The 26,038-nt window shown below is 70.6% G+C and carries 26 protein-coding genes; 12 read left to right on the top strand and 14 right to left on the bottom strand.

The annotated features are described in order from the left end of the window. Window positions 1-42: 42 nt before the first annotated feature. Both AB0K82_RS25385 and AB0K82_RS25380 read left to right on the top strand, forming a co-directional pair. Window positions 43-1,512, top strand: a complete 1,470-nt coding sequence (locus AB0K82_RS25385; protein WP_364401176.1) for an amino acid permease — start codon at window positions 43-45, stop codon at window positions 1,510-1,512. A 53-nt stretch (window positions 1,513-1,565) separates the two neighbouring features. Next, window positions 1,566-2,921: an FAD-dependent oxidoreductase gene (locus tag AB0K82_RS25380; RefSeq protein WP_364401173.1), complete on the top strand. Its 1,356-nt coding sequence runs from the start codon at window positions 1,566-1,568 to the stop codon at window positions 2,919-2,921. A 153-nt stretch (window positions 2,922-3,074) separates the two neighbouring features. On the opposite strand, the gene AB0K82_RS25375 is transcribed toward AB0K82_RS25380, so the two are convergent. The 3 genes from AB0K82_RS25375 to efeU form a co-directional block, all read right to left on the bottom strand. Continuing rightward, window positions 3,075-5,165: a 3-hydroxyacyl-CoA dehydrogenase NAD-binding domain-containing protein gene (locus AB0K82_RS25375; protein WP_364401170.1), complete on the bottom strand. Its 2,091-nt coding sequence runs from the start codon at window positions 5,163-5,165 to the stop codon at window positions 3,075-3,077. Further along, window positions 5,162-6,364: a thiolase family protein gene (locus AB0K82_RS25370; RefSeq protein WP_364401168.1), complete on the bottom strand. Its 1,203-nt coding sequence runs from the start codon at window positions 6,362-6,364 to the stop codon at window positions 5,162-5,164. The genes AB0K82_RS25375 and AB0K82_RS25370 overlap by 4 nt, the downstream gene beginning before the upstream one ends. Before the next feature lie 143 nt (window positions 6,365-6,507). Then, complete coding sequence (gene efeU, locus AB0K82_RS25365) at window positions 6,508-7,368, bottom strand: iron uptake transporter permease EfeU (protein ID WP_364401165.1); 861 nt, start codon at window positions 7,366-7,368, stop codon at window positions 6,508-6,510. A 228-nt stretch (window positions 7,369-7,596) separates the two neighbouring features. On the opposite strand from efeU, the gene AB0K82_RS25360 reads away from it, so the two are divergent. Next, window positions 7,597-8,394 carry a polysaccharide deacetylase family protein gene (locus tag AB0K82_RS25360; RefSeq protein WP_364401163.1) on the top strand — a complete coding sequence of 266 codons (798 nt, stop codon included), beginning with the start codon at window positions 7,597-7,599 and terminating at the stop codon, window positions 8,392-8,394. A 77-nt stretch (window positions 8,395-8,471) separates the two neighbouring features. On the opposite strand, the gene AB0K82_RS25355 is transcribed toward AB0K82_RS25360, so the two are convergent. From AB0K82_RS25355 to AB0K82_RS25340, 4 genes are all read right to left on the bottom strand, one after another. Beyond that, complete coding sequence (locus AB0K82_RS25355) at window positions 8,472-8,963, bottom strand: GNAT family N-acetyltransferase (protein ID WP_364401162.1); 492 nt, start codon at window positions 8,961-8,963, stop codon at window positions 8,472-8,474. After that, window positions 8,953-10,176: a ribonuclease D gene (locus AB0K82_RS25350; RefSeq protein WP_364401249.1), complete on the bottom strand. Its 1,224-nt coding sequence runs from the start codon at window positions 10,174-10,176 to the stop codon at window positions 8,953-8,955. Before AB0K82_RS25350 ends, AB0K82_RS25355 begins: the two co-directional genes overlap by 11 nt. Window positions 10,177-10,199: 23 nt before the next feature. Then, entirely contained in the window at window positions 10,200-10,778 is a 579-nt protein-coding gene (locus tag AB0K82_RS25345; RefSeq protein WP_364401159.1) for a DUF3000 domain-containing protein, read from the bottom strand. Window positions 10,779-10,845: 67 nt separating this feature from the next. Continuing rightward, window positions 10,846-11,022 (bottom strand): hypothetical protein, encoded by a 177-nt coding sequence (locus tag AB0K82_RS25340; protein WP_364401157.1) that lies wholly within the window; start codon window positions 11,020-11,022, stop codon window positions 10,846-10,848. Window positions 11,023-11,394: 372 nt separating this feature from the next. Here AB0K82_RS25340 and hemE point away from each other — a divergent pair, with 372 nt between their 5' ends. Further along, window positions 11,395-12,456 carry a uroporphyrinogen decarboxylase gene (gene hemE / locus AB0K82_RS25335; protein ID WP_364401155.1) on the top strand — a complete coding sequence of 354 codons (1,062 nt, stop codon included), beginning with the start codon at window positions 11,395-11,397 and terminating at the stop codon, window positions 12,454-12,456. 51 nt (window positions 12,457-12,507) lie between these two features. Here hemE and AB0K82_RS25330 read toward each other — a convergent pair whose 3' ends face one another. After that, window positions 12,508-13,374 carry a DUF4349 domain-containing protein gene (locus tag AB0K82_RS25330; RefSeq protein ID WP_364401152.1) on the bottom strand — a complete coding sequence of 289 codons (867 nt, stop codon included), beginning with the start codon at window positions 13,372-13,374 and terminating at the stop codon, window positions 12,508-12,510. Window positions 13,375-13,510: 136 nt separating this feature from the next. Here AB0K82_RS25330 and hemG point away from each other — a divergent pair, with 136 nt between their 5' ends. Together hemG and hemQ are read left to right on the top strand one after the other, a co-directional pair. Continuing rightward, complete coding sequence (hemG, locus tag AB0K82_RS25325; protein ID WP_364401150.1) at window positions 13,511-14,977, top strand: protoporphyrinogen oxidase; 1,467 nt, start codon at window positions 13,511-13,513, stop codon at window positions 14,975-14,977. A gap of 41 nt (window positions 14,978-15,018) precedes the next feature. Continuing rightward, window positions 15,019-15,723, top strand: coding sequence for a hydrogen peroxide-dependent heme synthase (gene hemQ / locus AB0K82_RS25320; RefSeq protein ID WP_364401147.1), 705 nt, complete (start codon window positions 15,019-15,021; stop codon window positions 15,721-15,723). A 266-nt stretch (window positions 15,724-15,989) separates the two neighbouring features. On the opposite strand, the gene AB0K82_RS25315 is transcribed toward hemQ, so the two are convergent. Further along, window positions 15,990-17,438: an MFS transporter gene (locus AB0K82_RS25315; RefSeq protein WP_364401146.1), complete on the bottom strand. Its 1,449-nt coding sequence runs from the start codon at window positions 17,436-17,438 to the stop codon at window positions 15,990-15,992. 61 nt (window positions 17,439-17,499) lie between these two features. Between AB0K82_RS25315 and AB0K82_RS25310 the strand changes: the two genes are divergently transcribed. Genes AB0K82_RS25310 through AB0K82_RS25300 form a run of 3 tightly spaced genes read left to right on the top strand, consistent with a single transcriptional unit; the run spans window position 17,500 to window position 19,000 of the window. After that, on the top strand, window positions 17,500-18,153 hold the full coding sequence (locus AB0K82_RS25310) for a TetR/AcrR family transcriptional regulator (protein ID WP_364401143.1): 654 nt from the start codon (window positions 17,500-17,502) through the stop codon (window positions 18,151-18,153). After that, the gene (locus AB0K82_RS25305) at window positions 18,150-18,647 is read left to right on the top strand and encodes a hypothetical protein (RefSeq protein ID WP_364401141.1); all 498 of its coding nucleotides are present in this window, start codon (window positions 18,150-18,152) and stop codon (window positions 18,645-18,647) included. The genes AB0K82_RS25310 and AB0K82_RS25305 overlap by 4 nt, the downstream gene beginning before the upstream one ends. Continuing rightward, window positions 18,644-19,000, top strand: coding sequence for a hypothetical protein (locus AB0K82_RS25300; protein ID WP_364401138.1), 357 nt, complete (start codon window positions 18,644-18,646; stop codon window positions 18,998-19,000). The genes AB0K82_RS25305 and AB0K82_RS25300 overlap by 4 nt, the downstream gene beginning before the upstream one ends. 182 nt (window positions 19,001-19,182) lie before the next feature. Here AB0K82_RS25300 and AB0K82_RS25295 read toward each other — a convergent pair whose 3' ends face one another. Continuing rightward, window positions 19,183-19,704, bottom strand: a complete 522-nt coding sequence (locus tag AB0K82_RS25295; RefSeq protein WP_364401135.1) for a DUF6879 family protein — start codon at window positions 19,702-19,704, stop codon at window positions 19,183-19,185. Between the two features lie 76 nt (window positions 19,705-19,780). Beyond that, a complete protein-coding gene (locus AB0K82_RS25290) occupies window positions 19,781-20,050 on the bottom strand; it encodes a hypothetical protein (protein WP_364401133.1) in 270 nt (89 codons plus the stop codon). Window positions 20,051-20,424: 374 nt separating this feature from the next. Between AB0K82_RS25290 and AB0K82_RS25285 the strand changes: the two genes are divergently transcribed. Both AB0K82_RS25285 and AB0K82_RS25280 read left to right on the top strand, forming a co-directional pair. After that, window positions 20,425-20,928, top strand: a complete 504-nt coding sequence (locus AB0K82_RS25285; RefSeq protein WP_364401130.1) for a hypothetical protein — start codon at window positions 20,425-20,427, stop codon at window positions 20,926-20,928. Between the two features lie 277 nt (window positions 20,929-21,205). Continuing rightward, complete coding sequence (locus AB0K82_RS25280) at window positions 21,206-21,565, top strand: SH3 domain-containing protein (RefSeq protein WP_364401127.1); 360 nt, start codon at window positions 21,206-21,208, stop codon at window positions 21,563-21,565. A 101-nt stretch (window positions 21,566-21,666) separates the two neighbouring features. Here the strand turns inward: AB0K82_RS25280 and AB0K82_RS25275 are convergent, their stop codons facing one another. After that, window positions 21,667-22,566: a terpene synthase family protein gene (locus tag AB0K82_RS25275; RefSeq protein ID WP_364401124.1), complete on the bottom strand. Its 900-nt coding sequence runs from the start codon at window positions 22,564-22,566 to the stop codon at window positions 21,667-21,669. Window positions 22,567-22,787: 221 nt separating this feature from the next. Next, window positions 22,788-23,189 (bottom strand): peptide-methionine (R)-S-oxide reductase MsrB, encoded by a 402-nt coding sequence (gene msrB, locus AB0K82_RS25270; RefSeq protein ID WP_364401121.1) that lies wholly within the window; start codon window positions 23,187-23,189, stop codon window positions 22,788-22,790. A gap of 70 nt (window positions 23,190-23,259) precedes the next feature. Between msrB and ligD the strand changes: the two genes are divergently transcribed. Continuing rightward, window positions 23,260-24,309 (top strand): non-homologous end-joining DNA ligase, encoded by a 1,050-nt coding sequence (gene ligD / locus AB0K82_RS25265; protein WP_364401119.1) that lies wholly within the window; start codon window positions 23,260-23,262, stop codon window positions 24,307-24,309. 15 nt (window positions 24,310-24,324) lie between these two features. On the opposite strand, the gene AB0K82_RS25260 is transcribed toward ligD, so the two are convergent. Continuing rightward, window positions 24,325-25,761, bottom strand: a complete 1,437-nt coding sequence (locus tag AB0K82_RS25260) for an aldehyde dehydrogenase family protein (RefSeq protein ID WP_364401116.1) — start codon at window positions 25,759-25,761, stop codon at window positions 24,325-24,327. Between the last annotated feature and the right edge of the window lie 277 nt (window positions 25,762-26,038).

Here is a 26,038-nt window from a genome sequence, read left to right as displayed (position 1 = left end):
CTGGGTAGAGGAGGGGCCAAAAGAGCCCATCGAGGAGCGACGGTGCGTGTATTCCGTACAAAATCGGTTGAGCGGTCCATTCAAGACACGGACGAACCCGGTCACCGACTACGACGGGATCTCAGCGCACTCGACCTGACCGTCTTCGGCGTCGGGGTCATCATCGGCACCGGCATCTTCGTGCTCACCGGCGAGGTCGCCAAGGAGAAGTCCGGGCCCGCGGTGGCGTTGTCCTTCGTCGCCGCGGCCATCGCCTGTGGTCTCGCCGCGCTGTGCTACGCGGAGTTCGCCTCGACCGTTCCGGTGGCGGGCTCCGCGTACACGTTCTCGTTCGCGACGCTCGGCGAGCTACCCGCCTGGATCATCGGCTGGGACCTGGTCCTGGAGCTGGCGCTCGCGGCGGCGACCGTGGCGGTGGGCTGGTCCGGCTACGCCAGAACACTGCTCAGCGACCTCGGCTGGGACCTGCCCACATCGGTCGCCGGCGAGCACGCGACCTTCAACATCCCCGCGGCTCTCATCGTGCTGGTCGTGACGGGCGTCCTCGTCCTCGGCGTGAAGGTCTCCTCACGGGTGAACGCCGTCATCGTGGCGATCAAGATCGTCGTCGTCCTCTTCGTGATCGTCGCGGGCCTGTTCTTCATCAAGGGCGCCAACTACCACCCGTTCGTCCCGAAGGCCGTTCCCACGCCGGAGGCGCACGGCGGGAAGACGCCGCTGATCCAGGTCATCTTCGGCTTCGTGCCGTCCACGTACGGCTGGGCCGGCGTCTTCGCGGGCGCGGCGATCGTCTTCTTCGCCTTCATCGGCTTCGACATCGTCGCCACCGCGGCCGAGGAGACCAAGAAGCCGCAGCGCGACATGCCGATCGGCATCATCGCCTCGCTCGTCATCTGCACCGCGCTGTACGTCGCCGTGTCCCTCGTCGTCGTCGGCATCCAGAACTACCGGCAGCTGAGCGTCGACGCGCCGCTGGCCGACGCGTTCAAGGCGATCGGCCACTCCGGGTTCGCCACGATCATCAGCATCGGCGCGCTCGCCGGCCTGACCACCGTCGTGCTGATCCTCATCCTCGGCCAGAGCCGGGTGTTCTTCGCGATGAGCCGGGACGGGCTGCTCCCGGCGTGGCTGGCCGAGGTCCACCCCAAGTACGGCACGCCCGCCCGGATGACCGTCATCATCGGGGTGGTCGTCGCGGTCATCGCCGGCCTGGTCCCGCTGTCGGCCCTGGCCGACCTGGTCAACATCGGCACCCTGTTCGCGTTCGTGGTCGTCTCGATCGGCGTGGTGCTGCTGCGCCGGACCCGGCCGGACCTGCCGCGGTCGTTCCGCGTCCCGGCGTCGCCCGTGGTGCCGATCCTGTCCGTCCTGGCCTGCGTCTACCTCATGCTGAACCTGCCCGTCGAGACGTGGATCCGGTTCGTCCTCTGGATGCTCATCGGCTTCGTCATCTACTTCTCGTACGGGCACGCCCACAGCAGGGCCGGTAAACCGTCGGTCGAATCCCGGTGATGTGGCCACGCCGGTCCTGATGTTCCGGCGGGGTCTGTGCGCACAATGGCGAGGTGGCGGACACACATCCGCTCCGCGTGGCGGTCATCGGGTCCGGGCCGGCGGGCATCTACGCCGCCGAGGCCCTGGTGAAGCAGGCGGACGGCAACGTACTCGTCGACGTCTTCGACCGGCTTCCGACGCCGTACGGCCTCGTACGGTACGGCGTCGCGCCGGACCACACGTCGATCAAATCCATCGCGCGCTACCTGCAGCGGGTGCTGGAGCACCCCGGGGTGCGCTTCCTCGGCGGCGTGGAGTTCGGCTCCGACGTCACGCGGGACGACCTGCTCGCCTGCTACGACGCGGTGATCTACGCGACCGGCGCCATGGTCGACCGGCACCTCGGCGTGCCGGGAGAGGACCTGCCGGGCAGCGTCGCGGCCACCGACTTCGTCAACTGGTACTGCGGCCACCCCGACGCCTCCGGCCTCGACGTCGACCTGTCCGCCGACGAGGTGGCGGTCATCGGGGTCGGCAACGTCGCCGTCGACGTCGCCCGGATCCTCGCCAAGACCGCGGACGAACTGCGCGCCACGGACGTGCCCGAACCGGTGCTCGACCTGCTCGGCGGCAGCGGCGTGCGGCACATCCACATGATCGGCCGGCGCGGGCCCGCGCAGGCCAAGTTCACCACGAAGGAGCTGCGTGAGCTGGGCGCGCTGCCGCACACCGAGGTCCACGTCCGGCCCGCGGACCTGGAGCTCGACCCGGCGAGCGCCGCGCTCGCCGAGTCCGACCGGCACGTGCGCGGCAACGTCGCGGTCATGCGCGACTGGGTCGGCCGCCCGGTCGAGGGCCGGCCGCGCCGGCTCGACCTGCGGTTCTGGCTGCGGCCCGTGGAGATCCTCGGCACCGATCGGGTCGAGGGCCTGCGCCTGGAACGCACCGCGCTGAACGCCGAGGGCCGGGTCGTCGGCACCGGCGAGTACGAGACCCTGCCGGTCGGGATGGTGCTGCGCTCGGTCGGCTACCAGAGCGTTCCGCTGCCCGGCGTGCCGTTCGACCCGCGGGCGTACGTCGTCCCGAACGAGGCCGGGCGGGTGCTCGGCGAGGACGGCGCGCCGGCTCCGGGGGAGTACGTCGCCGGCTGGCTCAAACGGGGCCCCACCGGGGTGATCGGCACGAACAAGGCCGACGCCGCCGAGACGGTCCGCGCCCTGCTCGCGGACCTGGACGGCAGGGTCCGCGAACATCCGTCCATCGAGGGGCTGCTGGAGGCGCGCAACGTCCGCGCGGTGACGTACGACGACTGGCTGGGCATCGACGCCGAGGAGATCGAGCTCGCCCGCTCGCTCGCCCGCGGCGAACGGGTCAAGCTGACCGGCTGGGACGCCCTCCGCCGCGCCTGCCGCCCGCACACGCCCTGACGACCGTACGCGTACGCGGGCGCCCCGGGGCCCCCCGCGCGCCCCCCCCGCCCCCCCCCCGCCCCCCGCCGCCGCGGCGGCGGCGCCCCCGGCACGACGTGCCGGGGCGCCCGCGGTGGAGCAGCGTGGTGGAACGGCGAGGTGGAGCGGGCGTCAGGAGTGGAAACGCGCTCCGTCGACCTTCTCCGCGATGCCGGTGCGGTCGAGGTAGGGCGTGATGCCGCCCAGGTGGAACGGCCAGCCCGCGCCCAGGATCAGGCACAGGTCGATGTCCTCGGGCGCGGCGACGACGCCCTCGTCCAGCATGATCTTGATCTCCTCGGCGAGCCCGTCGAGGGCCCGGGAGAGGACCTGCTCCTCCGTGGACGGGGACGTGCCGCCCTCGAACAGCGCGACGGCCTCGGGGTCGAGGCTGAAGTCCGGCCGGTAGACGCCGGGCTTGCCCGCCGCGACCAGCTTGGCCAGGCCGTCCGAGAGCGGGAAGCGCTCGGGGAACGCCGCGTGCAGCGTCTCGCCGACGTGCAGCGCGATGGCCGGGCCGACCAGCCCCATGAGCACGAAGGGCGACATCGGCAGGCCGAGCGGGTTCGTGGAGCGCTCGACGACCTCGATCGGCGTGCCCTCCTGCACCGTCTTGAGGATCTCCGCCTGCAGTCGCAGCAGGATGCGGTTGACCACGAACGCGGGGGCGTCCTTGACCAGCACGCAGGACTTCTTCAGCGCCTTGCCGGTGGCGAACGCCGTCGCCAGCGCGGCGTCGTCGGTCCGCTCGCCACGGACGATCTCCAGCAGCGGCAGGACCGCGACCGGGTTGAAGAAGTGGAAGCCGACGACCCGCTCGGGGTGCTTGAGCTTCGCGGCCATCTCGGACACCGACAGCGAGGAGGTGTTGGTGGCCAGCACGCACTCGGGCGAGACGACCGCCTCGACCTCGGCGAAGACCTTCTGCTTGACGCCCATCTCCTCGAAGACGGCCTCGATGACGAAGTCGGCGTCGGCGAACGCGTCCTTGGTCAGCGAGCCGGTGACGAGGCCCTTGAGCCGCGACGCCTCGTCCGCCGAGACGCGGCCCCTGCCGAGCAGCTTGTCGACCTCGCCGTGGACGTACCCGACACCCTTGTCCAGGCGCTCCTGGTCCAGGTCGGTGAGCACGACCGGGACGTTCAGCCGCCGGGCGAACAGCAGGGCCAGCTGGGAGGCCATCAGCCCGGCGCCGACCACGCCCACCTTCGTCACCGGCCGCGCGAGGGCCTTGTCGGGGGCTCCGGCGGGCCGCTTCGCGCGCTTCTGCACCAGGTCGAAGGAGTACAGACCGGACCGGAACTCCGGGCTCATGATGAGGTCGGCGAGGGCCTCGTCCTCGGCGGCGAACCCCTCGTCACGGCTGCGGTCCTTGGCCGCGGCCACGAGGTCCAGCGCCCGCAGCGGCGCGGGGGCCGCGCCGTGCAGCTTGCCCTCGGCGAACCACCGGGCCTGCGCGACGGCGTCGTCCCACGCCTTGCCGGTGTCGACCTCGGCGCGCTCGACCGTCGTCTCGCCGGTCAGCACCCGGGCGGCCCAGCGCAGCGACTCCTCCAGGAAGTCGGCCGGCTCGAACATGGCGTCCGCGATGCCCAGCTCGTACGCCTGCGGCCCGCGGAGCATCTTGTTCTGGTTCAGCGGGTTCTCGATGATGACCTTGAGGGCGTTCGCCGCGCCGATCAGCCGCGGCAGCAGGTACGTCCCGCCCCAGCCGGGCACCAGGCCCAGGAAGCACTCGGGCAGCGCCAGGGCCGGCACGCCCGAGGAGATGGTCCGGTACGCGCAGTGCAGCGCCACCTCGACGCCGCCGCCCATGGCCGCGCCGTTCACGAACGCGAACGACGGGACGGTCAGCTCGCCGAGCCGCCGGAACACGTCGTGCCCGAGCCGGGCGACCAGCTCGGCCTGCTCGCGGCCCTCCAGCGCCGAGACGCCCTTGAGGTCCGCGCCGACCGCGAAGATGAACGGCTTGCCGGTCACACCGACGGCCGCGAGGTCGTCGCGCGCGGCCACCTGGTCGAGGGCGTCGTTCAGCTCGAGCAGGCCGCGCGGGCCGAAGGTGTTCGGCTTGGTGTGGTCGAACCCGTTGTCGAGCGTGATCAGCGCCAGGGTGCCCGCGCCGTACGGCAGCTCGACGTCGAGGACGCGCGCGTGCGTCACGACCTCGTCGTGGCTCGGGCCGTCGCCCTCCAGCAGCGACCGCCAGGTCTGCACCGTGCTCACTTGCCCCCCTCGAAGTTCGGGTTCTCCCACAGGACCGTGCCGCCCATGCCCATCCCGACGCACATCGTCGTCAGGCCGAAGCGGACGTCGGGCCGCTCGGCGAACTGGCGGGCCAGCTGCATCATCAGCCGAACCCCGGAGGACGCGAGCGGGTGGCCGAGCGCGATCGCGCCGCCCCAGGGGTTCACCCGCGGGTCGTCATCGGCGATCTTGAAGTGATCGAGGAAGGCGATGACCTGGACGGCGAACGCCTCGTTGATCTCGATCAGGCCGATGTCGTCCACCGTGATCGAGTTACGGGCCAGGAGCTTCTCGGTGGCCGGTACCGGGCCGACGCCCATGACCTCGGGCTCGACGCCCGCGAAGGAGTAGTCGACGAGCCGCATCCTGGCCGGCAGGCCCAGCTCGGCGGCGACGTCCTCGGCCGCGACGATGCACCCGGTGGCGCCGTCGTTGAGGCCGGCGGCGTTGCCCGCGGTGACGTGGCCGTGCGGCCGGAACGGCGTCTTCAGGCCGGCCAGGCCCTCCAGCGTCGTGTCGGGACGCGGCGGCTCGTCGCGGGTGGCCAGGCCGTAGCCCTTCTCCGGCGAGCGGATCGCCATCGGCACCAGGTCGGGCTGGATCTTGCCGGCCTCGTACGCCGCGGCGACCTTCTGCTGGCTGCGCAGGGCGTACGCGTCGGCGCGCTCGCGGGTGATGTGCGGGTACCGGTCGTGCAGGTTCTCCGCCGTCGACCCCATCACCAGTGCTGAGGGGTCGACGAGCTTCTCGGCGAGGAACCGCGGGTTCGGGTCGACGCCCTCGCCCATCGGGTGCCGGCCCATGTGCTCGACGCCGCCGGCGATCGCGACGTCGTACGCGCCGAATGCGATGCCGCCGGCCACGGTCGTGACGGCCGTCATCGCGCCGGCGCACATGCGGTCGATGGCGTATCCGGGGACGCTCTTGGGCAGTCCGGCGAGCACGGCGGCCGAGCGGCCGATGGTGAGGCCCTGGTCGCCGATCTGGGTGGTCGCGGCGATCGCGACCTCGTCGACGCGGTCGGCAGGCAGGGAGGGGTTGCGCCTCCGCAACTCGCGGATCACGCGGACGACGAGATCATCTGCGCGGGTCTCGGCGTAGAGCCCCTTGGGGCCCGCCTTGCCGAACGGCGTGCGAACGCCGTCGACGAAGACCACGTCACGTGCGGTACGGGGCACGGTCGGTTCTCCTTCTGACAGAGTCTGCGGAGCACTCCTGGTACTCCTACCCATAGGTTACTCATCAGTAACGACTGGCGGGTAACCCGGGGCCGCGCCGCCGGCTCGGCGAGGCGGGAACCGTGCCCGTACGGGCCGCGTGATCAGCTCTGCGCGGCGGCGGTCCGCCGCTGCGGCTTGGGGGTGGACGGCTTGGCCGGGCGGAGGAACAGGGCCATGACCGGCACCAGGTAGAGAACCCACATCACGGCCTGGACCGTGGTCACCTGAGGCGTCAGGTTGAAGACGCCCTGCAGGGCGGTCTGCAGCCACTGCCCGGGGGTCCCCATGCCGTCGAACCAGGTGCTCGGCTCGAACGCCCAGGATCTGAGGCCGGGCAGGATGCCGGCCTCCTGCAGGTCGTGGAAGCCGTAGCCGAAGACCCCGGCGGCCACCACGATCAGCGCGGCGCCGGTGATCGTGAAGAAGCGCTTGAGGTTGAGCCGGAGCCCGCCGCGGTAGAGGAGATATCCGAGCAGGGCGGCGGTGAGCAGGCCGAGCACGGCGCCGACGATCGGCTGGACGCTGTTGCTCTGGGCGGCGTCGATGTTGGTCCACAGGAACAGGGCCGTCTCCAGGCCCTCCCGGCCGACCGCCAGGATCGCGACGGCGAAGAGCGCCCCGGTCCCCAGGGACAGCGCGCCCTCCAGTTTGCCCTCGAGCTCGGCCTTCATCGACCGCGCGGCCCGGCGCATCCAGAACACCATCCACGTCACCAGGCCGACGGCGACGATCGACAGCGTCCCGCCGAACGTCTCCTGCGTCTTGAACTGCATCTCGCCCGAGGCGACGCTCAGCAGCACGCAGAACGCCACGCTGATCGCGATCGCGGCGCCGATGCCGGCCCAGACGGGGGTGAGTGCCCGACGGTTGCCCGACTTGACCAGGTACGCGATGAGGATGCTGACGACGAGCGAGGCTTCCAGCCCTTCGCGCAGGCCGATGAGGAAGTTGCCGAGCAACAAGGGACGCGCTCCTTCGGACGAACCAGACGTCAGGTCACATTAGGCATACCTAACCTAACCTGAGTGTGGGGGAGGGGCTGCGCGATCGCAAGCCCGGAATGTCACCCAGACGCCGGTTTCCATGTCTGATGGGTCACGTTCCCGATACTCGCCCTCCGATCGGATCAATTACGTCCGCAGTCCCCGCCGTCAGGGCATAGCGTTTGACATGTGGAGTTTCGGGACGTGATGACTCGCCGTCGGATGCTGACCCTCGGCGCCGCGGGCGCCGCACTTCTCCTTGCCGGGGACAGGGTCAAGGGCGCACCGGCCGGGCCCCGCCCTCCGCTCGCGCGGGGCCGGGCGGTCATCCCGCCCGTGAACACCAGCCCGTCACCCACGCCGAAGCCCGTGCCACCGCCTCCGCTGCCGCCCGTGCCGCGCCGCAAGGAGGCCGTGCACCGGGTCCACGACCTCCTTCCGGAGGCGCCGCCCAACGCGATCGCGCTGACCATCGACGACGGCCCGCATCCGGAGTGGACGCCGAAGATGCTCGACGTGCTCGCCGAGCACGAGGTGAAGGCGACATTCTCGCTGATCGGCATCCAGGTGAAGCAGTACCCGAAACTCGCGCGGCGGATCGTCGAGGCGGGCCACCAGCTCTGCAACCACACGATGAACCACCCGCTGTGGATCGCCGAGATGTCCTCCCACAAGGTGGACAAGGAGATCACCGAGGCGCACCACCGGATCGCCGACGCCACCGGGGTCGCCCCGAAGTTCTTCCGCTCGCCCGGCGGGGCCTGGTCGCGCGCGGTCTTCGGCTCGGCCGCCCGGCACGGGATGGTGCCGATCGACTGGGACATCGACCCGAAGGACTGGTCCCGCCCGGGCACCGCCCACATCAAACGGAGCATGCTGGCCGCCAAGGGCGGCGACATCCTGCTGTGCCACGACGGTGGCGGCGACCGCTCCGAGACGATCAAGGCGCTACGGCAGGTCCTCCCGAAGCTCCAGGCCCGCGGCCTGTCATTCGTCCAGCTCTGACCCTGTGAGGGCGTCCAGTTCCGATCCTGTGAGGGCGTCCAGTTCTGGCCCTGTGAGGGCGTCCGGCTCAGGCCCTGTCACCCGAGGGCGCGGGCGTACCAGACGTACGGCGGTGTGAGGGCGTCGATGGAGAACCCGAGCCGTTCCAGGAGCCGCCGGGACGGGAGGTTCGCCTCGTGGACCTCGGCGGTGGCCCGGTGGCAGGCCGGGAGCTCCTCGAGCCGGCCCAGCAGCCCGCGGACCGCCTCCGTGCCGTACCCCTGCGACCGCCAGGGCGCGCCGAGCCCGTAGCCGATCTCGACCGCCCCGTCGGCGCCCGGGCCGTGCTTGATCCCGCACTCCCCGATCACGGCGCCCTCCCGGTGGATCAGCCAGGTGAGCGCCTCGGCGTCCACGGCCGCCCGGTGCGCGACGATCGCGGTCGCGTCCGTCGGCCACCCGCGCGCGGGGACCATCCCCGAGCAGTCGCCCTGGGAGAGCGCGCGGGCGGAGCGAGGTTCGAGCCGGTCCAGGACGAGACGTCGCGTGACGATCCGGTCGGCGCCGGAGGCCCGCCGATCAGGACTCACGCTTGGCGGCCAGCCGGAACAGCGCCTTGGCGAGAGGCGTGGCCGTCAGCGTGACCTGCCAGGTACGCGCCCCGAGGCCGCTGAGCGCGGCGCCCACCGCCTCCGGCGTGGCCTCCTCGGGCGGGGACCAGGCGAGCCGGCGTACGGAATCGGGCTGCAGGAGGTTCTCCGTGGGCAGCGTGTGCTCGTCGGCCAGCGCGGCGACCACGGACCGCAGGGCGCTGAGCCGCTCGGCCGCCGCCGGGTCGCGCTCGGCCCAGCGGTGCGCGGGCGGCGGCCCGTCACCGGGAACGCTGTGCTCGGGCAGCGAGGTGTCCGGGAGCGTGCGCCCCCGCTGCACCGCGCGGAACCACGCCGGCGCGTGCCGCCGGGTGTTGCGCCCGCGGAACGTCGACAGCGCCGCCAGGTCGTCCGGGGTGCGGGGGAGTTCGAGCGCGGCCTCGACGATCGCGGCGTCGGGCAGGACCCGGCCGGGGGACAGGTCGCGGTCGCGGGCGATCCGGTCGCGGGTCGTCCACAGCTCGCGGACGACGGCGAGGCTCCGGCGGCTGCGCAGCCGGTGGATGCCGGAGGTGCGGCGCCAGGGGTCCTGCCGGGGCTCCTTCGGCGGCGTGGCCAGGATCGCGGCGAACTCCTCCAGGGCCCACTCGAGCTTGCCCGCCTCCTCCAGCTCCACCTGCAGCGCGTCGCGCAGCTCGACCAGGAGCTCGACGTCGAGCGCGGCGTAGCGGAGCCAGTCGGCGGGCAGCGGACGGCTGGACCAGTCGGCCGCCGAGTGCCCCTTCTCCAGGGTGAAGCCGAGGATGGTCTCGACCATCGTGCCGAGGCCGACGCGCGGGTAGCCGAGCAGCCGGCCGGCCAGTTCGGTGTCGAACAGGCGCCGGGGCGTCAGCCCGAGTTCGGACAGGCACGGCAGGTCCTGGCTGGCCGCGTGCAGCACCATCTCGGCGTCGGCGAGCGCGGCGTCCAGCGCGGACAGGTCGGAGCAGGGAACCGGGTCGATCAGGAACGATCCGGCGCCGCGGCGGCGCACCTGTACGAGGTAGGCCCGCTGGCCATAGCGGTAGCCGGACGCGCGTTCGGCGTCCACCGCGACCGGGCCCTCCCCGGCGGCCAGGCGCTCGACGGCCTCTTGGAGCACCTCCGGAGTCTCGATGACCGGAGGAATGCCCTCCCGTGGTTCAAGTAGGGGTACGACTTCTGCTTCCGACACTTCCACGCGCCTACCGTATGTGTTCAAGCTCCTGGACTCGGCAGTGAGGTGACTCCCGCCGGCGGCAAGCCGGCCGCCTGACATAGAACATCGCACCACGCACTGATATGCCCAGCAATATCATCACTCATCGGTGACCAGGAGGCGCGAAGCTCCAGCTCGGTCGTGGCCGGATCGGCGCCCTTGTCCCCGAAGCTCTCCGAGACCGCACGGGTGATCGTGCCCGACGCGGCCTTGTAACCGGCCCGATGACCCTCCAGGGCCTCGGTCAGCCAGCTCCACCCGACCGGGCCGATCAGCGGGTCCGCCGCGATCTCCGGCTCCAGCTCGGCCCGTACGTAGGCGACCAGCCGGAAGTCCCCGTCCCAGCCGCGCTGCCCCTCGGGGTCGTACAGCACGATCAGGCGGCCGACGGCGAGCTCGGTGTCGTCCTCGCGGTACACCGTCGCCATGATCGCAGCGGCGTACGGCGCCAGCCGCTGCGGGGCGGGCATGTCCTCGATCAGGAGTTCCGGTCGCGCCGGTTCGGCGTCGACCACGGCGCGCAAGGTCTCAAGCGCGCGTTGGAACGGTCCCGGAGCGGGGTCACTTCGGGCGGTCATCGGGCGTACGGCCGATCCACCGGGCACACCTCGGAACGCGTTGACGGACAAATCAGCACAAGAGGCCTCAGGCGGCCTCGGATCGAACGGTGATCAGGATCTCGGGCGTGTCGCCGATCAGGATCGCCATGCCACAGTCCACACACGCCCACTCGGGGCAGTCCACGCCGTGGCCGTCCGCGCACGGCGGCTGCTCGAAGCGGCGTTCGCCGCCACAGGCGGAACAATGACGTGTGAGGGCCATCTCGGTGACCTCCCTCGATTCGGCAGGGGAGCGTTCACACGGTCGCATGTGCCCCGCCGCGATCGCAGGACATCGCTCGGCGTGTCCTGAAGATTCTCATAACGGACTTAGGGCCATGCCCTTGACGACGTTCCCGTCCGCCCGCGTCGGGACCACATCGTATGGGACCCGGAACGGCTGCGGGACCGTTCCAACGCGCACGTCCGGAGCGGGCCCACCGTCGGAGCCGTTCGACCGCGCGGGTCCCGGAGCGGGTCACCGCCGGGGCCGGTCCGCGGGCCGGTGCGTAGCGGCGCGCCGATTCGTGGGACGATCCAGAGCGTGCCTCAAGCCCACAACGTTTCGCGGGAAGCCAGACGGGAGAGCACTGTCATGCCGCAAGACAGCGCCACGGCCGCCTCCGGGCCGGGCGAGGAGAGCGCCTTCCTGCTCGCCTGCCGCCGCCGGCCGGTGCCGCACACGCCCGTGTGGTTCATGCGCCAGGCGGGCCGCTCGCTGCCGGAGTACCGCGAGGCGCGTGCGGGCATCCCCATGCTCGAGGCCTGCGCCCGGCCCGACCTCGTCGTCGAGATCACGATGCAGCCCGTCCGGCGCTACGCCGTCGACGCGGCGATCTTCTTCAGCGACATCGTCGTGCCGCTCAAGGCGATCGGCATCGACCTCGACATCAAGCCCGGCGTCGGCCCGGTGATCGCCGACCCCGTCCGCGACGCCGCCGCGGTCGACCGGCTGCGCCCGCTGGAGCCCGGCGACGTCGCCTTCGCCACCGAGGCGGTCCAGGCGCTCACCGGCGAACTCGGCGGCACCCCGCTGATCGGGTTCGCCGGCGGCCCGTTCACGCTCGCGTCGTACCTCATCGAGGGCGGTCCGTCCAAGACCCACGACCGGACGAAGGCGATGATGTACGGCGAGCCCGAGCTGTGGGCCCGCCTGCTCGACCGGCTGGCCGACATCGCCGCGGCCTACCTGAAGGTCCAGGTCGAGGCCGGGGCACGCGCGATCCAGCTGTTCGACTCGTGGGTGGGCGGCGTCGGCCCGGAGGACTACCGGACGTCGGTGCTGCCGCACAGCCGCAAGATCTTCGAAGCGCTGGCGCCGTACGACGTGCCGCGCATCCACTTCGGCGTCGGGACCGGTGAGCTCCTCGGCCTGATGGGCGAGGCCGGCGCCGACGTCGTCGGCGTCGACTGGCGGGTGCCGCTCGACGAGGCCGTTCTGCGCGTCGGCCCCGGCAAGGCGCTGCAGGGCAACCTCGACCCGGCGATCCTGTTCGCCCCCTGGGACGTCATCGCGGACCGCACCCGCGACGTGCTCGCCCGCGGCCGTACCGCCGAGGGGCACGTCTTCAACCTGGGCCACGGCGTGCTGCCCACGACCGACCCCGACAAGCTCGCCCGCCTCGTCGACCTCGTCCACGAGGAGTCGGCCCGCTGACCGACGCCGCAGGCTCGAGGGGGCGCCGGGCCGGATGAGCGGCGTCGCGGGTCAGGCCGGACCCTGCGGTTCGGCTCCGGGCCGCGAGAGACGCCGGCGCCTCCGCAGCCCGTAGACCGGCAGGCCGATCACCGCGGCGACGACGAGGAACGGCAGTGCCCACCCGAGCACCAGCGTGAGCACGCCGACGAACGCGGTGAACGCCCGCCAGCCGGCCGCGAGCCCGCCGGTGAAGCCGTGCGTCCGCCGCTTCGCCGGCGCGCCGCCGCCCTCGACGCGCAGGGTGACGGTCGCGTACGCCGTCTGCCGGGCCAGCGTCCGCTGACGCGCCTGCAGCGACTCCAGGTCCGACTCTCGCTGGGAGATCTCCTGCTCGACCTGTATCACCTCGCTCACGGTCGTCGCCTTGGCCAGGAGGGCGCGGAACGAGGCGAGCGTGGCCTTGGCCGAGGCGACCCGGCTGTCGACGTCCGCGACCTCTTGCGTCACGTCCTCGGCATGTTGCTGCAGCGACGTCCGCCGGCCGATCCGCGCGGATCCCAGTCGGTCGAGGACCTCCGCGTACCGTGCCGCCGGGACCTTGAACGTGATCGTCGTCCCCGGCCGGGAGCCGGAGGAGGTCTCGGCGTCCTCACCGCCGATGTAGCCGCCCGCGCCGGTGACGATCTGCTTCGCCCGCGACGCCGCGGCGGTGACGTCCCCGGCCCGCACGGTCACGGAGGCGGTGTACACGATCGCCTGGGCGGGCGTGAGGTTCGCCGCCGCGGCGGTCTTCGCGGCGCCGCCCGCCGGTCCCCTCAGCGCCGCGGCCCCCGCCGCGCCCGAGCGGGCCGCACCGTTGACGCCGCTCGAACCGCTCGAGCCGGCGCAGCCTCCGACGAGCAGCACGGTGACTAACACCCAGAGAAAAGCCCTCATGTAAAGAAGACGTCGTGACGTGAATCACGGTTCGCGGGGCGCGGTCGCGATCCCGTCACGTTCCCGACGCGCCGGGATCACGGACGCGCCGCGACCCTGAACGCCGGTCGCCCGGAACGTCTGCCATCGTGGACCCATGACCAAGCAGTCGCACCGTGGCCACGTCGCCGTCGTCGGCGGGGGAGTCGCCGGGCTGACCGCCGCGTACGAGCTGGCGAAGCAGGGCGCCCGCGTCACCCTCCTGGAGGGGACGACGGACGTCGGGGGAAAGCTGAGGGCGAGCGAGATCGCCGGTGTCGCCGTGGACGAGGGCGCCGAGGCGATGCTCGCCCGCCGCCCCGAGGGCCTGGATCTCGTCCGCGAGCTCGGGCTCGGCGACCGGCTCGTCTACCCCGGCACCACGTCGTCGGCGATCTGGAGCCGGGGCGCCCTGCACCCGATGCCCGCCGGGCAGGTGATGGGCGTGCCCGCCGACCTGGCCGCCCTCGCCCGCTCCCAGGTGCTCTCACCCGCCGGCCTGGCCCGGGTGCCGCTCGACCTGGTCCGCCCCGAGACCCCCCGGGGCGAGGACGTGTCGGTGGCCGACTACGTCGGCGCGCGCGTCGGCCGCGAGGTGGTGGACCGCCTGGTCGAGCCGCTGCTCGGCGGGGTGTACGCCGGACGGGTCGAGGAGCTCTCGTTCGAGGCGACGATGGGCGGGCTGGCCGCCGCCTCCCGGAGCCGCCGGTCCCTGATCAACGCCGCCCGCGCCGTCGTCGAGGCGGCGCCCGCCAACCCCGGGCCGGTGTTCACCACGCTCGTCGACGGGATGGGCGCGCTGCCGGGCGCGCTGGCCGCCAAGGTCGCCGAGCTCGGCGGCACCGTGCGCACCGGGGCGATGGTGCGCGAGCTGGCCCGTACGCCCGATGGCTGGCGCCTCACGATCGGACCCGCCCGCGCGCCCGAGTCCCTCGACGTGGACGCCGTCGTCCTGGCGGTGCCCGCCCGGCCCACCGGACGCCTCCTGAAGGACGCGTCCCCGGTCGCGGCCGCCGAACTCGACCGCGTCGAGTACGCGAGCATGGCGATCATCACACTCGCGTACTCGGTCACGGCCTTCCCCGAGCGGCCGTACCGCAGCGGCTACCTGGTGCCCGCGATCGAGACGCGGGACGTCAAGGCCGTCACGTTCAGCACGACCAAGTGGCCGCACCTCACCGACGGTTCGCCCGACCTGGTGGTCGTCCGCTGTTCCATCGGCCGGTACGGCGACGAGCAGGCGCTCCAGCGTTCCGACGAGGAGCTGAAGGCCGCGGCGATGACGGAGCTGGCCCGTACCGCCGACGTCAACGAGCTGCCGATCGACTCGCGGGTCACCCGGTGGGGCGGCGGGCTGCCGCAGTACACCGTCGGGCACCTCGAACGGGTGGCGCGGATCCGCGCGGCGGTCGCCGGGCTGCCCGGTGTGGCGGTGTGCGGCGCGGCCTACGACGGCGTCGGCGTCCCCGCGTGCGTCGCGTCCGCCCGGGTCGCGGCGGCCCGGGTGCTCGACCACCTGAAGGGTCGGGGAGAATCGAACCGGGGCGCCGAGCCGGTCGGCGACCGTGGCGGCCGGCCCGAGTGACCCCCGCAGGCGTCCCCCGAACAACGATGAGGAGTGCGACCGTGAGTGCCGCAGAGACGGGCCGACCGAAGGCACGGGAGCTCAACGAGGTCATCCGGTACACCATGTGGTCGGTGTTCCGGGCCCGCGACCTCGCCGAGGCGGACCGCGCGGCGGTCGCCCGTGAGGTCGAGGACCTGCTCGAGCAGGCGGCGGCCAAGGACGTCACGACCCGCGGCCTGTACGACGTCGCCGGGCTGCGCGCCGACGCCGACTACATGTTCTGGTGGCACGCGCCGAGCTCCGACGACCTGCAGGAGATCTACCACCGCTTCCGCCGGACGGCGCTCGGCCGCGCCTCCGAGCCGGTGTGGTCGGTGATGGCCCTGCACCGCCCGGCGGAGTTCAACAAGAGCCACGTCCCGGCGTTCCTCGCCGACGAAGAGCCGCGCGCCTACGTCTCCGTCTACCCGTTCGTCCGGTCCTACGAGTGGTACCTCCTGCCCGACGAGGAGCGCCGCGCGATGCTCGCCGAGCACGGGATGATGGCGCGCGGCTACCCGGACGTGCGGGCCAACACGGTCTCGTCGTTCTCGCTCGGCGACTACGAGTGGATCCTGGCCTTCGAGGCGGACGAGCTGCACCGCATCGTCGACCTGATGCGCCACCTGCGCGGCGCGGCGGCGCGGCGCCACGTCCGCGAGGAGATCCCGTTCTACACCGGCGCCCGCAAGCCGGTCTCCGAACTCGTCGCCGCCCTGCCCTGATCCCAGATCGGCCGTCCGCCGGCCACCATCGCGTTCCCAGGCGTCCCCTCAGCCGGCCCAAGGCACCGTCTGAGGGGACACCGGCGAGACGAGACGCGCCTCAGGCGCGCGATGCGTCGCGTATGCCCAGACCGTCCCGGGGGCGGTGTCAGAGGGCCGTGCCGATGGCTCGGAAAAGCTCCGCCCGCAGTGCCCACGCGCGGGCTTAGGTCCCTTTCGGACACGCGGTCGCCGAGCCTTCTGCACACCCCGGCCGACCCGCACCCCTATCGGTCAGCGATGGTGTCTGATCCAACAGCCTTCCATCTCTTCGTTCGTCCGGGCCCCAGTGCGACGAGCGCAACAAGCACGGCGATACCCCCCGCGACAAGCATGGCGACGCTGTACCCGTGAACGACGCGGTCCAGCGATTCGGTGGAGCGCGAGTGGGCGGTTGCCCTACTGGCGACGGTGGCCAGGGCGGCCAGACCCATTGCACCCCCGGTCTGTCGTGCGGTGTTGACGAGTCCTGATGCGAGGCCCGCATGTTCGGCATCGACGCCGGCGGTAGCGAGGGCGACGCAGGGCAGGGTCACGATGCTCGCTCCGGCTGCCCAGACCAGCGTTGGCCCGAGGATGTGCGGCAGATAGTCGCTGTGCGCCGAAATGGTGGCCAGCCAAACCAGACCGCCCGCCATCACGAGGCCTCCCGCGACTACGAGGCGGCGTGCGCCGAACCTGGGTAGCAGCGACTTGGAGGTGATCGCGCCGAGCGTCAGGACGGCGCTCATCGGCACAAGGGCGAGCCCGGTTCGCAGAGGGCTGTCACCGAGGACCCGCTGCTGGTAGAGGGACAGGAAGTACAGGGTCGCCGTCATGATCGCGCCGAGGCCGGCGACGATCACATTCGCGACGAGGATGTTGCCGCGTCGCAGGATCGACAGCTGGACCAGAGGGGCCGGACCGCGCTGTTCGGCGACGACGAACAGCCCCAGCAGGGCGGCCGCGGCGAGCACGGCGACGATGACGCGTTCTGAGGTCCATCCGTATCCGCCGACCTGGGAGATGCCAAAGGTCAGTGCCGCTGCGCCGAGGGTCACTGTGACCGCTCCGGGAAGGTCGAGGGGCCGTCGGTCGCGGTTGTGCGACGGGATGAGGGACGCCGATGCCGAGATCCACAGCGCGGCGCCGATCGGGACGTTGATGAGCAGCACCCAGCGCCAGCCCAGGCCGCTTGTGATCGCTCCGCCCAATACAAGGCCGAGTGCTCCCGCTGAGCCGGACGTGGCGCTCCAGATGGACAGGGCGCGGGTGCGTTGCTCGCCGGTGTGGGTCATCGTGAGCAGGCTCAGACTGCTCGGCGCCAACGCGGCCGCGCCGATTCCCTGCACCAGGCGCGCGGCGAGCAGCGTCGCCGGATCGTGGGCGAGACCGCCGGCGAGGCTGGCCAGGGTGAACACCGTGACCCCGGCGAGGAAGATCTTCCGGTGGCCTATCAGGTCCGTGGCCCGCGCGGCGAGCAACAGCAGGCCGCCGAAGGAGATCAGGTAGCCGTTCACCACCCACTGCTGCGCCGACGCCGACAGCCCCAGCTCCGCCTGCATCTGCGGCAGCGCCACGTTCACGATCAGTCCGTCGAGCACCACCATGAGCTGCGCGCCGCAGGCGAGAACGAGAACAACGACCAGAGGAACGGTCGGCTTCAGAACACGCGGAGACTGGTAAACACTGTTCACCAGGCAGACGATAGATCGGGAGTGGCGGGACGGTCAACGTGCCGCTCTAGGCTGTACGGCGATGTCTTCGCGTGGATTGAGCCGGCGCCGGCTCGTGGCGATCGCCCATGACTACGTGGCGGCGAACGGGTTGGACGCACTGACGATGCGCCGTTTGGCCGTCGCGGCCGAGGTCACGCCAGGCGCGCTCTACAAGCACTTCCGGGACAGGCGCGATCTCCAACGCGCGATGGCCGACGCGGTCTACGCCACAATCGACCTGGCTGACATCGACGTGAACTCGCCCACCGTCGATCAGGTGATCACCTGCTGCGAACGCATGCGCGCGGCGATGCTCGCCTTCCGTGACGGCGGCCGCGTCGTCGCAGGTTCCTACTCACCTTTCGCCGCGACTGCGACGATCTCGGCCACACTGCGCAAGCTGCTGGAAGGCGTCATCCTGCCGTCCTTCGACGCCGGAGACATCGCCTATGCCCTCCGCAACTACACCACCGGCTTCGTCATCGAAGAACAGGCATACCTCGCCCTCATGTCGAGCGGGGAATGGGAGGCCCTCGTCCAGTCGCTGCCACGCCAGGGCGGAACTGAAGCCGGTCGAAGCTCCGACGCCGTCGCGATCCTCACCGGCGATCGCGACCAGCGATTCCGTGCAGGCCTAGAGGTGATCCTGACCGGGACTGTCGTCTCGGTACCGGGGAGAGACAAGAGCGATTGACTTCGGAACGTATTCCGAACTATTGTGTGGTCGTGTCCACTCCTGTCGTTTCGTTCTCCGAGCTGTCGAAGAACTCCAAGCGGGTCGCCGAGACCGTAGAACGTGCGCAGCGTGTGCATGTCACGCGGCGTGATGGTGAGGATCTGTACCTCACCACCGAGCATCACGACCGGCAGCGCGAAGAGACCGCGGACGTCACCACACGTTTGTTCACCGCGCTGATCAGCAACGACGAAGGCGCTCGTGCCGTCCTCCTCGCCCTCCCGCAGGTGTTCCCCTGGGTCCGCCACCTCTCGGCGACGGAGGTTCGCGAGTTCGTGATCGATCTCGTCGATGCCGTCCGTGACGCGGCTGAACTGGACGTACATTCCAACCTCCACCGCGTCATCGTGGAGTGGCGGGCCACCGCGCGGATCCTGGCCGATCCGGAGCTGACGGATCGGCTGACCACTTCTCTTCCCGATGAGGATCATGGAGAGGTGCCCGCTCCATGAGTCCGGAACGGGGCGACGACGTCCCGCCGCCACCGGTCGGCGACGAGTGGCGGCTACGCTTCGCCACGACCGACGCGGCGAAAGGCTGGGCGGAGCTGTGTAATGAGGCCGCGAGTAACACCCGGCGGTGTTACGAGACGCTACGCAGCGATCCGATCTCCATGCGGGATCCGGACCGTCAACACCGACTGCGTGGGCGCCTGGCCACCGCCACCCTGGGTGGTGTCGAGTACCCCCAGTGGGAGTACGAGGTGACCGCCGGCGGCCGCGTACGCTACCTCGTCGATCAGACCAAGCGGACCGTGTTTCTCGTCTACGCTTCCCCGCGACATCCCAGAGACACGGATAGCTGATCGCGGTCCCACCCTTCCGCAGCCTGCTTCATCGTCCATCAGTGCCCCGGCGGAGCACTCGGTAGATGCCGATCAAGGCAACGGCCGTCAGCGCGATGAGCAGGAGGACGGTCGTGGTGAGCGCGCTTCTGATGCTTCGGTTATCGGTTCGTCGGCTCATACCTCGTTGGCGGGTCCGGCCCTCATGGGGCCGACGGCAGGAGCGTCATGATCTCACGACTGAAGTAGCGCGAGAACGGCTCCGCCGAATTCCACAACGCAGAGATCTCTTCGGTTGCCTGGCGAATCACGTCCGGGTCGTCGATGCGCCTGGCGCCACAGGGCCGCCAATCCTCGTCGTATCGCACGTGGTAAAGCGCGTGTTCGTCCACGACGACCTCGGATAGGCGGCCATCGCGCTCAAGGTCCGTGACGTGCGCGGCGTCCAGGACGCGGATCGCCGTGCCCTCCTCGGCAAGGATCTTGAACCACTGCATCTCCCACAGGAGGTACCGGGACACCGGGCGCTCGACGATGCGCAGGCCCCGGAGCTCACTACCCTGCCGCGCATAGTTCTCCGCCTCGGCCCGTGCGTCGGCCCGCTCACCCTCGAAAACGGCGAGCACCCGCGGCCAGTCCTCCGCGACGAAAGCGCGCCAACTTGGATCATCGTCGGGCTCGTGGAAGTACTGGGCGCGTTCGAGCTTCCAGATGGGTCTGGTCAAGTGCTGAGTCTCTTCCCGCCGCATGGCGTGATAGGCCGCGACGTCGAGCGTCTTCCCCGGAACCGCACGTATACGATCAAGCATCCGGGATGTCCGGTTTGGCGGCGCTCAACATGTTCCGAGGTATGACCACGAGACGTTCGTCAAGGCCGATCCGGACGTCCGCCGGCAGCCGATCGGCGAAAATCGTCGTCATGTCGCGGCCGACGATCGCGATGTCGCCGTTGTCGAGTTCCCAGATGTCGGGACAGTCGTTGGTCGTACGGCTGTTCCCTAATTCAGCGGCGGTCTTACCGAGCCGACGTTTGAACTGAGCTCCGGGGTCGGCTTCCCAGGGGCGTGGCATGGCGGTCTCCTTGCATCCTGGACGGGCTTGTCAGTGACTGTCGCACGTCAAAGGAGACGGAACAAGCTTCCCCCGGTCTCGAGAATCCTCTCATCGGCGAACTGCTCGACCAGGCGGCCGTCGGCGGACTCCTCCTTGACGTCGAGACCATTCCACTCGCCGACGTGGAGGAGAACTGGACGCGGAGCGGAAGCGACCGTCGTATCGTCTTCGTGCCGTAAGAGTCGTGGTCGGCGTCCGCCGGCTAATCGGCGGGTCAAGCGCGGTCGAAGACTTGGCCATCGGGCGGGTCGGTCGGCGTGCCGCGGCGGAGTATTCCACGCGTGACTCGATCAGGGCGCCGGAGGGGCAGACACGGGCGGCCGCGCGCCGGCGTGCCCGACATGATCGTCCGGCTGCTGCCGGCCTCGGCCCTACGCCCGGTGTGCCTGCTGCTCGGCGGGGCGACCGGGCTCGTACTGGTGGCCGTCGCGCTCGTCCCGGCCGCCCCGCACCGGCGGCCGGGCCGACCGGTGGTCGAGGTGGAACGGCCGACCCCGGTCGCGACGCCGAGCACGACGCCGACCGCGCCGGGGTGGCACGACGACGCCCGGGACGCGGCGGCGGTGACGTACTACCGCAGCGCGGTGCCCGAGGTCGCCGGCCACGTGCGCGAGGTGATCTGGACGGCGCCGATCCTGCGCGTCTACACCGACCTGCCCGGCACCGACGCGAACTCCCCGGCCGCCCTGGCCCTGTGTCAGACGGGCGCCGCGTACCTCCAGGTCCGGGGCCGGGCGCCGGTGGTGTTCGTGCACGCGCGCGAACGTGACGGGTACCCCGTTCTCGCCAACAAGATGGACGCGAACGACAGCTGCCGGCTGGGCCGGGTTCCCTGAGCGCCCACCGTGGTCCTGTGCCGCCCGAATGCTCGGGAGAGAGCACCACCTGCGGCGATGGTCTGTGGGCTTCGGTCTCGTTTGCGGGACACGGTCTCCGAGCATTACATACGGTCTGGGATCCTGCGAGTCGCTGGTGGTACTCAGAACGCGTTAATCCGGTTAATCCAGCTCTCAAGCCGATCTTATCGGGCTCCTAACCGAGCTTCACTGTGCTCCCAGATGGCGCGATTACGGTGTTCAACACCTGAAAGCCGACGAATACCAGGGGGTAGTAATGAAGCTGCGTAATCGAGTCATCGCCGCTGTCACGGCCGCGACGATCGCCGGAGGCGGGGTCCTGGCGACGGGGGCGGCGGCCAACGCCGCCGTACGGCCTGTCTCCGCGCCCGCCGCGCACGCGCCGAGCGCGAAGACCACCACCTACCAGGTCGTCGGGGTGAGGAAGGGGCATGAGCTCGCCGTTCGGGCGTCGGCGAGCTCAACGGGGCGGACCGTCGGTCACCTCAAGGCGGGGGCGACGACCACCGGCACCGGCAGGTCGTCCCACGGCTACATCGAGGTGAAGGCGAGCAATGGCAGGACCGGGTGGGTCCCGGCGAAGGACCTCCAGCAGGTCCAGAGGAAAGGCCGCTGAGGCTCACTGAAATGCGCCGGCACGCGACGTGCCGGCGCATTCGTGCTTCCGTTGCGCCCCGGCCGAGGTCTCACCCGATCTTCTCGGCGGGCTGGGGACGGTCAGTCCGCGTACCAGTAGTCAGCGCCATCGCTGTAGTAGGTCACGCTGTATTCGAGTTGCCTGCGCAGGAAATCGGCCTGGACGGGGCTGGAGCGGTCCAGCGAGAGGAGCGCGTCCTCGAAGGTCCGGCGTACCCGCGCGATGCGCTCGACCACTTGGGCTCTGTCGAGACCCAACGCGAAGACGTTGATGTCCCCCCACGTTTTCTCTCGTTCGGACGATGCCAGATCGTTCACGAGGCGCAACGCCCGCTGCGCGGTGTCACTGGCAGGCCGCAGCTCCTCGATGGAGGCGGCTGCCTCGGGGTCGCCGGAGCTGATCCAGAACGTAACGTTCGTGAACGTGCAGCCGAAGTTGGCGGAGTTCGCCAGGTACTCCTCCAGCGTCGGCCGGACCGCCGAAGGGGTCGCTCCCCTGAAAGATCTTTTCCAGTCCCACTCTCTGGACATGGCGTCGATCATTTTTGTCAGCTCTTCGTCCCAGAGGCGGCCCAGCTGGGCGAACATGGGCTCGGCGCGTAGGTCCTCACGGATGTCGAACAGCATCCGGGCCAACGATGAGCCAGGGGGCCGGCCGGCGCGAACGGCCAGGCATTCAGCCGTGAGGTCGGCCACGTCGCGGCGTGACTCCGCGACGTGATCGACAAGCCAGTCGAGCGCGAAGATCCATAGAATCGTCCGGCAGGTGATCGCCAGATCGTCGGGCGCGCACCACGGAGCGCTGAACACCATGGTCTTCGCGACCTCTCCGTAGACCGTCGCGAACGGCTTGTCGGGGAACAGGTCGGGGTATCGCCGTGCGTCGTCGACGAGGTCCTGTTCGCAGGCGCGTATCTTCGCCGCGGCCGCTCCGGCGAAGAACGCGTCGGTTCTCGGTGACGTGGAGAAGGTGGGCGTCATGCTGGTGTTCCCCTCACCTCGATGGTCCGGTGCCGCCACGGTGCGCACGCCGTCACTCGGCGGAGTATCACACGGCCACCATGGACACACAAGATCGTGATCTTGTGTGTCCAGAACCATGCCGGAACGCCTCTCAGATGCGTCGGCGCGCGACGCGCCGGCGCCTTCGTGTTCTCGCCCGGCGCGAGTCCGCCCCGGCGGGCGCCGGGAACGGCCGCGGTCTACTCGGTCGGTTCGAGGTGCAGCGAGACGCTGTTGATGCAGTAACGCTGGTCGGTCGGGGTGGGGTAGCCCTCGCCCTCGAAGACGTGGCCGAGGTGGGAGTCGCACCGGGCGCAGCGGACCTCGGTGCGGATCATGCCGTGCGAGGTGTCCCGCAGCAGCGTGACCGCGTCCGACTCGGTCGGCTGGTAGAAGCTCGGCCAGCCGCAGTGCGAGTCGAACTTGGTGTCCGAGCGGAACAGCTCCGCGCCGCACGCCCGGCAGCGGTAGACCCCTTCGGTCTTGGTGGAGACGTACTCCCCGGACCACGGCGCCTCGGTGCCCGCCTCACGCAGGACGCGGAACTCCTCGGGCGACAGCTGGACCTTCCACTCTTCCTCGCTCTTGCGAATGACTGTCATGTCCCGCATAACCCGGGAACGGGAGCGGCCATTCCGGTGATCTGTCGGTGCGCGGTTGTACGGTGCGGTTATGGCATCGCCGTTCGTGGAGATCCAGGTCGGAGATCGCGTCGTCAAGATCACCAATCCGGACAAGATCTACTTCCCGGCACGCGGGGAGACCAAGCTGGACCTCGTCAACTACTACCTGGCCGTCGGCGACGGCGTCCTGCGCGCGCTGGGCCGCCGGCCGACGACGCTGGAGCGCTGGCCGGGCGGGGTGTTCGAGGGCGCGAAGATGGCCACGCGCGCCGACAACCGGGGCGACGCGTTCTATCAGAAGCGGGTGCCGAAGAACGCCCCGGACTGGCTCGAGACGGCCCGGATCGGCTTCCCCAGCGGGCGCCACGCCGACGAGATCTGCCCCACCGAGCTCGCGGCCGTCGCCTGGTGCGCCAACCTGGGCACCGTCACCTTCCACCCGTGGCCGGTGCGCTGCGCGGACGTCGACCATCCCGACGAGCTGCGCATCGACCTCGACCCCCAGCCCGGCACCGGCTTCGCGGAGGCGAGGAAGGTCGCTCTGGAGGCGGTCCGCGACATCCTGGACGAGCTCGGTTTCGTCGGCTTCCCGAAGACCTCCGGGGGGCGCGGCCTCCACGTCTACGTGCGGATCGAGCCCCGCTGGACCTTCACCGAGGTCCGCCGCAGCGCGCTGGCCTTCGGACGGGAGATCGAGCGCCGGATGCCCGACCTGGTGACCACCAACTGGTGGAAGGAGGAGCGCGGCGAGAAGGTCTTCATCGACTTCAACCAGAACGCCCGCGACCGCACCATCGCCTCCGCCTACAGCGTCCGCCCCAAGCCGCACGCCCCGGTGTCCGCGCCGCTGACCTGGGAGGAAGTGCCCGACGCCGACCCGGAGGACTTCACGATCGCGACGATGCCGGAGCGCTTCGCCAAGGTCGGCGACCGGCACGCGGCGATCGACGAGCGGGCGTTCTCCCTGGAGACGCTGCTGGAGTGGGCCGACCGCGACGAGCGGGAGCACGGGCTGGGCGACATGCCCTATCCGCCGAACTACCCGAAGATGGCGGGGGAGCCCAAGCGCGTCCAGCCCAGCAAGGCCCGCCGCGACTGAGCCCCGGCTCCGGCGTCACGTCTCGATCAGGCAGGATTTCTCGCGGGTGTTGGCCAGCACCGAGTCGTGGCCGTAGCCGCTGTCCTTCATGCCCTCGAACGGCAGGCCGGGCGGCATCTTGCGGTAGGTGTTCACCCAGATCGTCCCGGCTTGCAGGTCGCGGAGCATTCGTTGGGCGCGACCCAGGTCCCGCGTCCACACGCCCGCCGCGAGACCGTACGAGGAGTCGTTGGCGATCGCGATCGCCTCCTCCTCGGTGTCGAAGGGCAGCGCGACGGCGACCGGCCCGAAGATCTCCTCCTGGCAGACGCGCAGCGCGTTGTCCTCGGTCGCGAACAGCGTCGGCTCGACCCAGTAGCCGCCCGCGTACGCCTCGTCCACGATCTCGCCGCCCGAACGCCCGCCGAACACCAGTTCCGCGCCCTCCTTGGTGGCGATCTCGAGGTAGGACGTGACCCGCTCGAACTGTTCACGGGAGACGATCGGCCCCATCGTGGTGTCCTTCGACAGCGGATCGCCGAGCCGGATCCGGCCGGCGATGGCCGTCATCCGGTCGATCATCTCGTCGAAGACGGTCCGCTGGATGAGGATGCGGGACCCGGCCACGCAGACCTGCCCGGCGTTGGCCGTGAAGACGCTCTGGGTCGTGACGCCGGTGGCGGCACGGTCCAGGTCGGCGTCGGCGAACACGATGTTCGGCGACTTGCCGCCGAGCTCGAAGGCCAGCGGTTTCAACGCGTCGGTGCTGGCCCGGGTGACGATCCGCGCCGTCTCGGTGGAACCCGTGAGGCTGATCCGGTCGACTCCGGAATGGCGGACGAGCGCGTCGCCGGCCTCCTCGCCCAGCCCGGAGACGATGTTCAGCACGCCGGGCGGCAACACCTCGCGCAGCAGTTCGCCGAGGCGCAGCGTCGACACCGTCGCCTGCTCGGCGGGCTTGATGACCACGGTGTTCCCCGCCGCCAGCGCGAACGCCGCCTTGGCCGAGAAGGTGGAGATGGGGGAGTTCCACGGGATGATCCCGACGACCACCCCGTACGGCACGCGGCGCGTCAGGCCGAGGCTGTCCGGGCCCAGGACCACGGACTTGCCCTCCACGGCCGCGCCGCATTCGGCGGCGGCCAGGTGCCAGAGATAGGTCATGCCGGGGACGTCGCGTTTGGCGGTCTCGCTGATGATGCGGCCGTTGTCGCGGGTCTCGATCTCGGCCAGTTCCCGGGCGTTCGTGGCGAAGACGCCGGCCACCTGCCGGAGGAAGTGCGCCCGTCCGGCCGCCGGCATGGCGGACCACGCGGGGAACGCCTCGCGTGCCGCCGTCACGGCGGCGTCGGCGTCCTCGGCGGTGCTCCGCGGGATCCTCGCCCATACCTCGCCGGTCGCCGGATTGATCGAATCGAGCATGCGCTCCGTTCGGCGCAGCTCACCGCCGATCAGGTTCGAGAACTCCCGCATCGCGATCCCTTCCGTCCCACGCATACTCGAAGACAAGCGTACGCTTGCTCGGTATTCGGAGGAAGAAGCCGCCCATGGCTGAACGCCAGAGCTCGTTCCACCTGTAGCTCGTCAGGTGCTCCTTCCGCGCGATCGGGGTCCACTGACTCGGTGAGGGCCGTTCGGACGCCTTCGATAACCAAATGATCTCTGGGGCGGGCCGGGGCGTGTTCGATGGCCGCGCGGTCACCTCCGCCAGGTGGCCGCTCGGCCTGCGGCTCGCGCGAGTGCGGCCATG

Source organism: Actinoallomurus sp. NPDC052274 (assembly GCF_040679475.1).
Lineage (GTDB): Bacteria > Actinomycetota > Actinomycetes > Streptosporangiales > Streptosporangiaceae > Actinoallomurus > Actinoallomurus liliacearum.
This window is presented reverse-complemented; position numbering and strand designations above follow the sequence as displayed.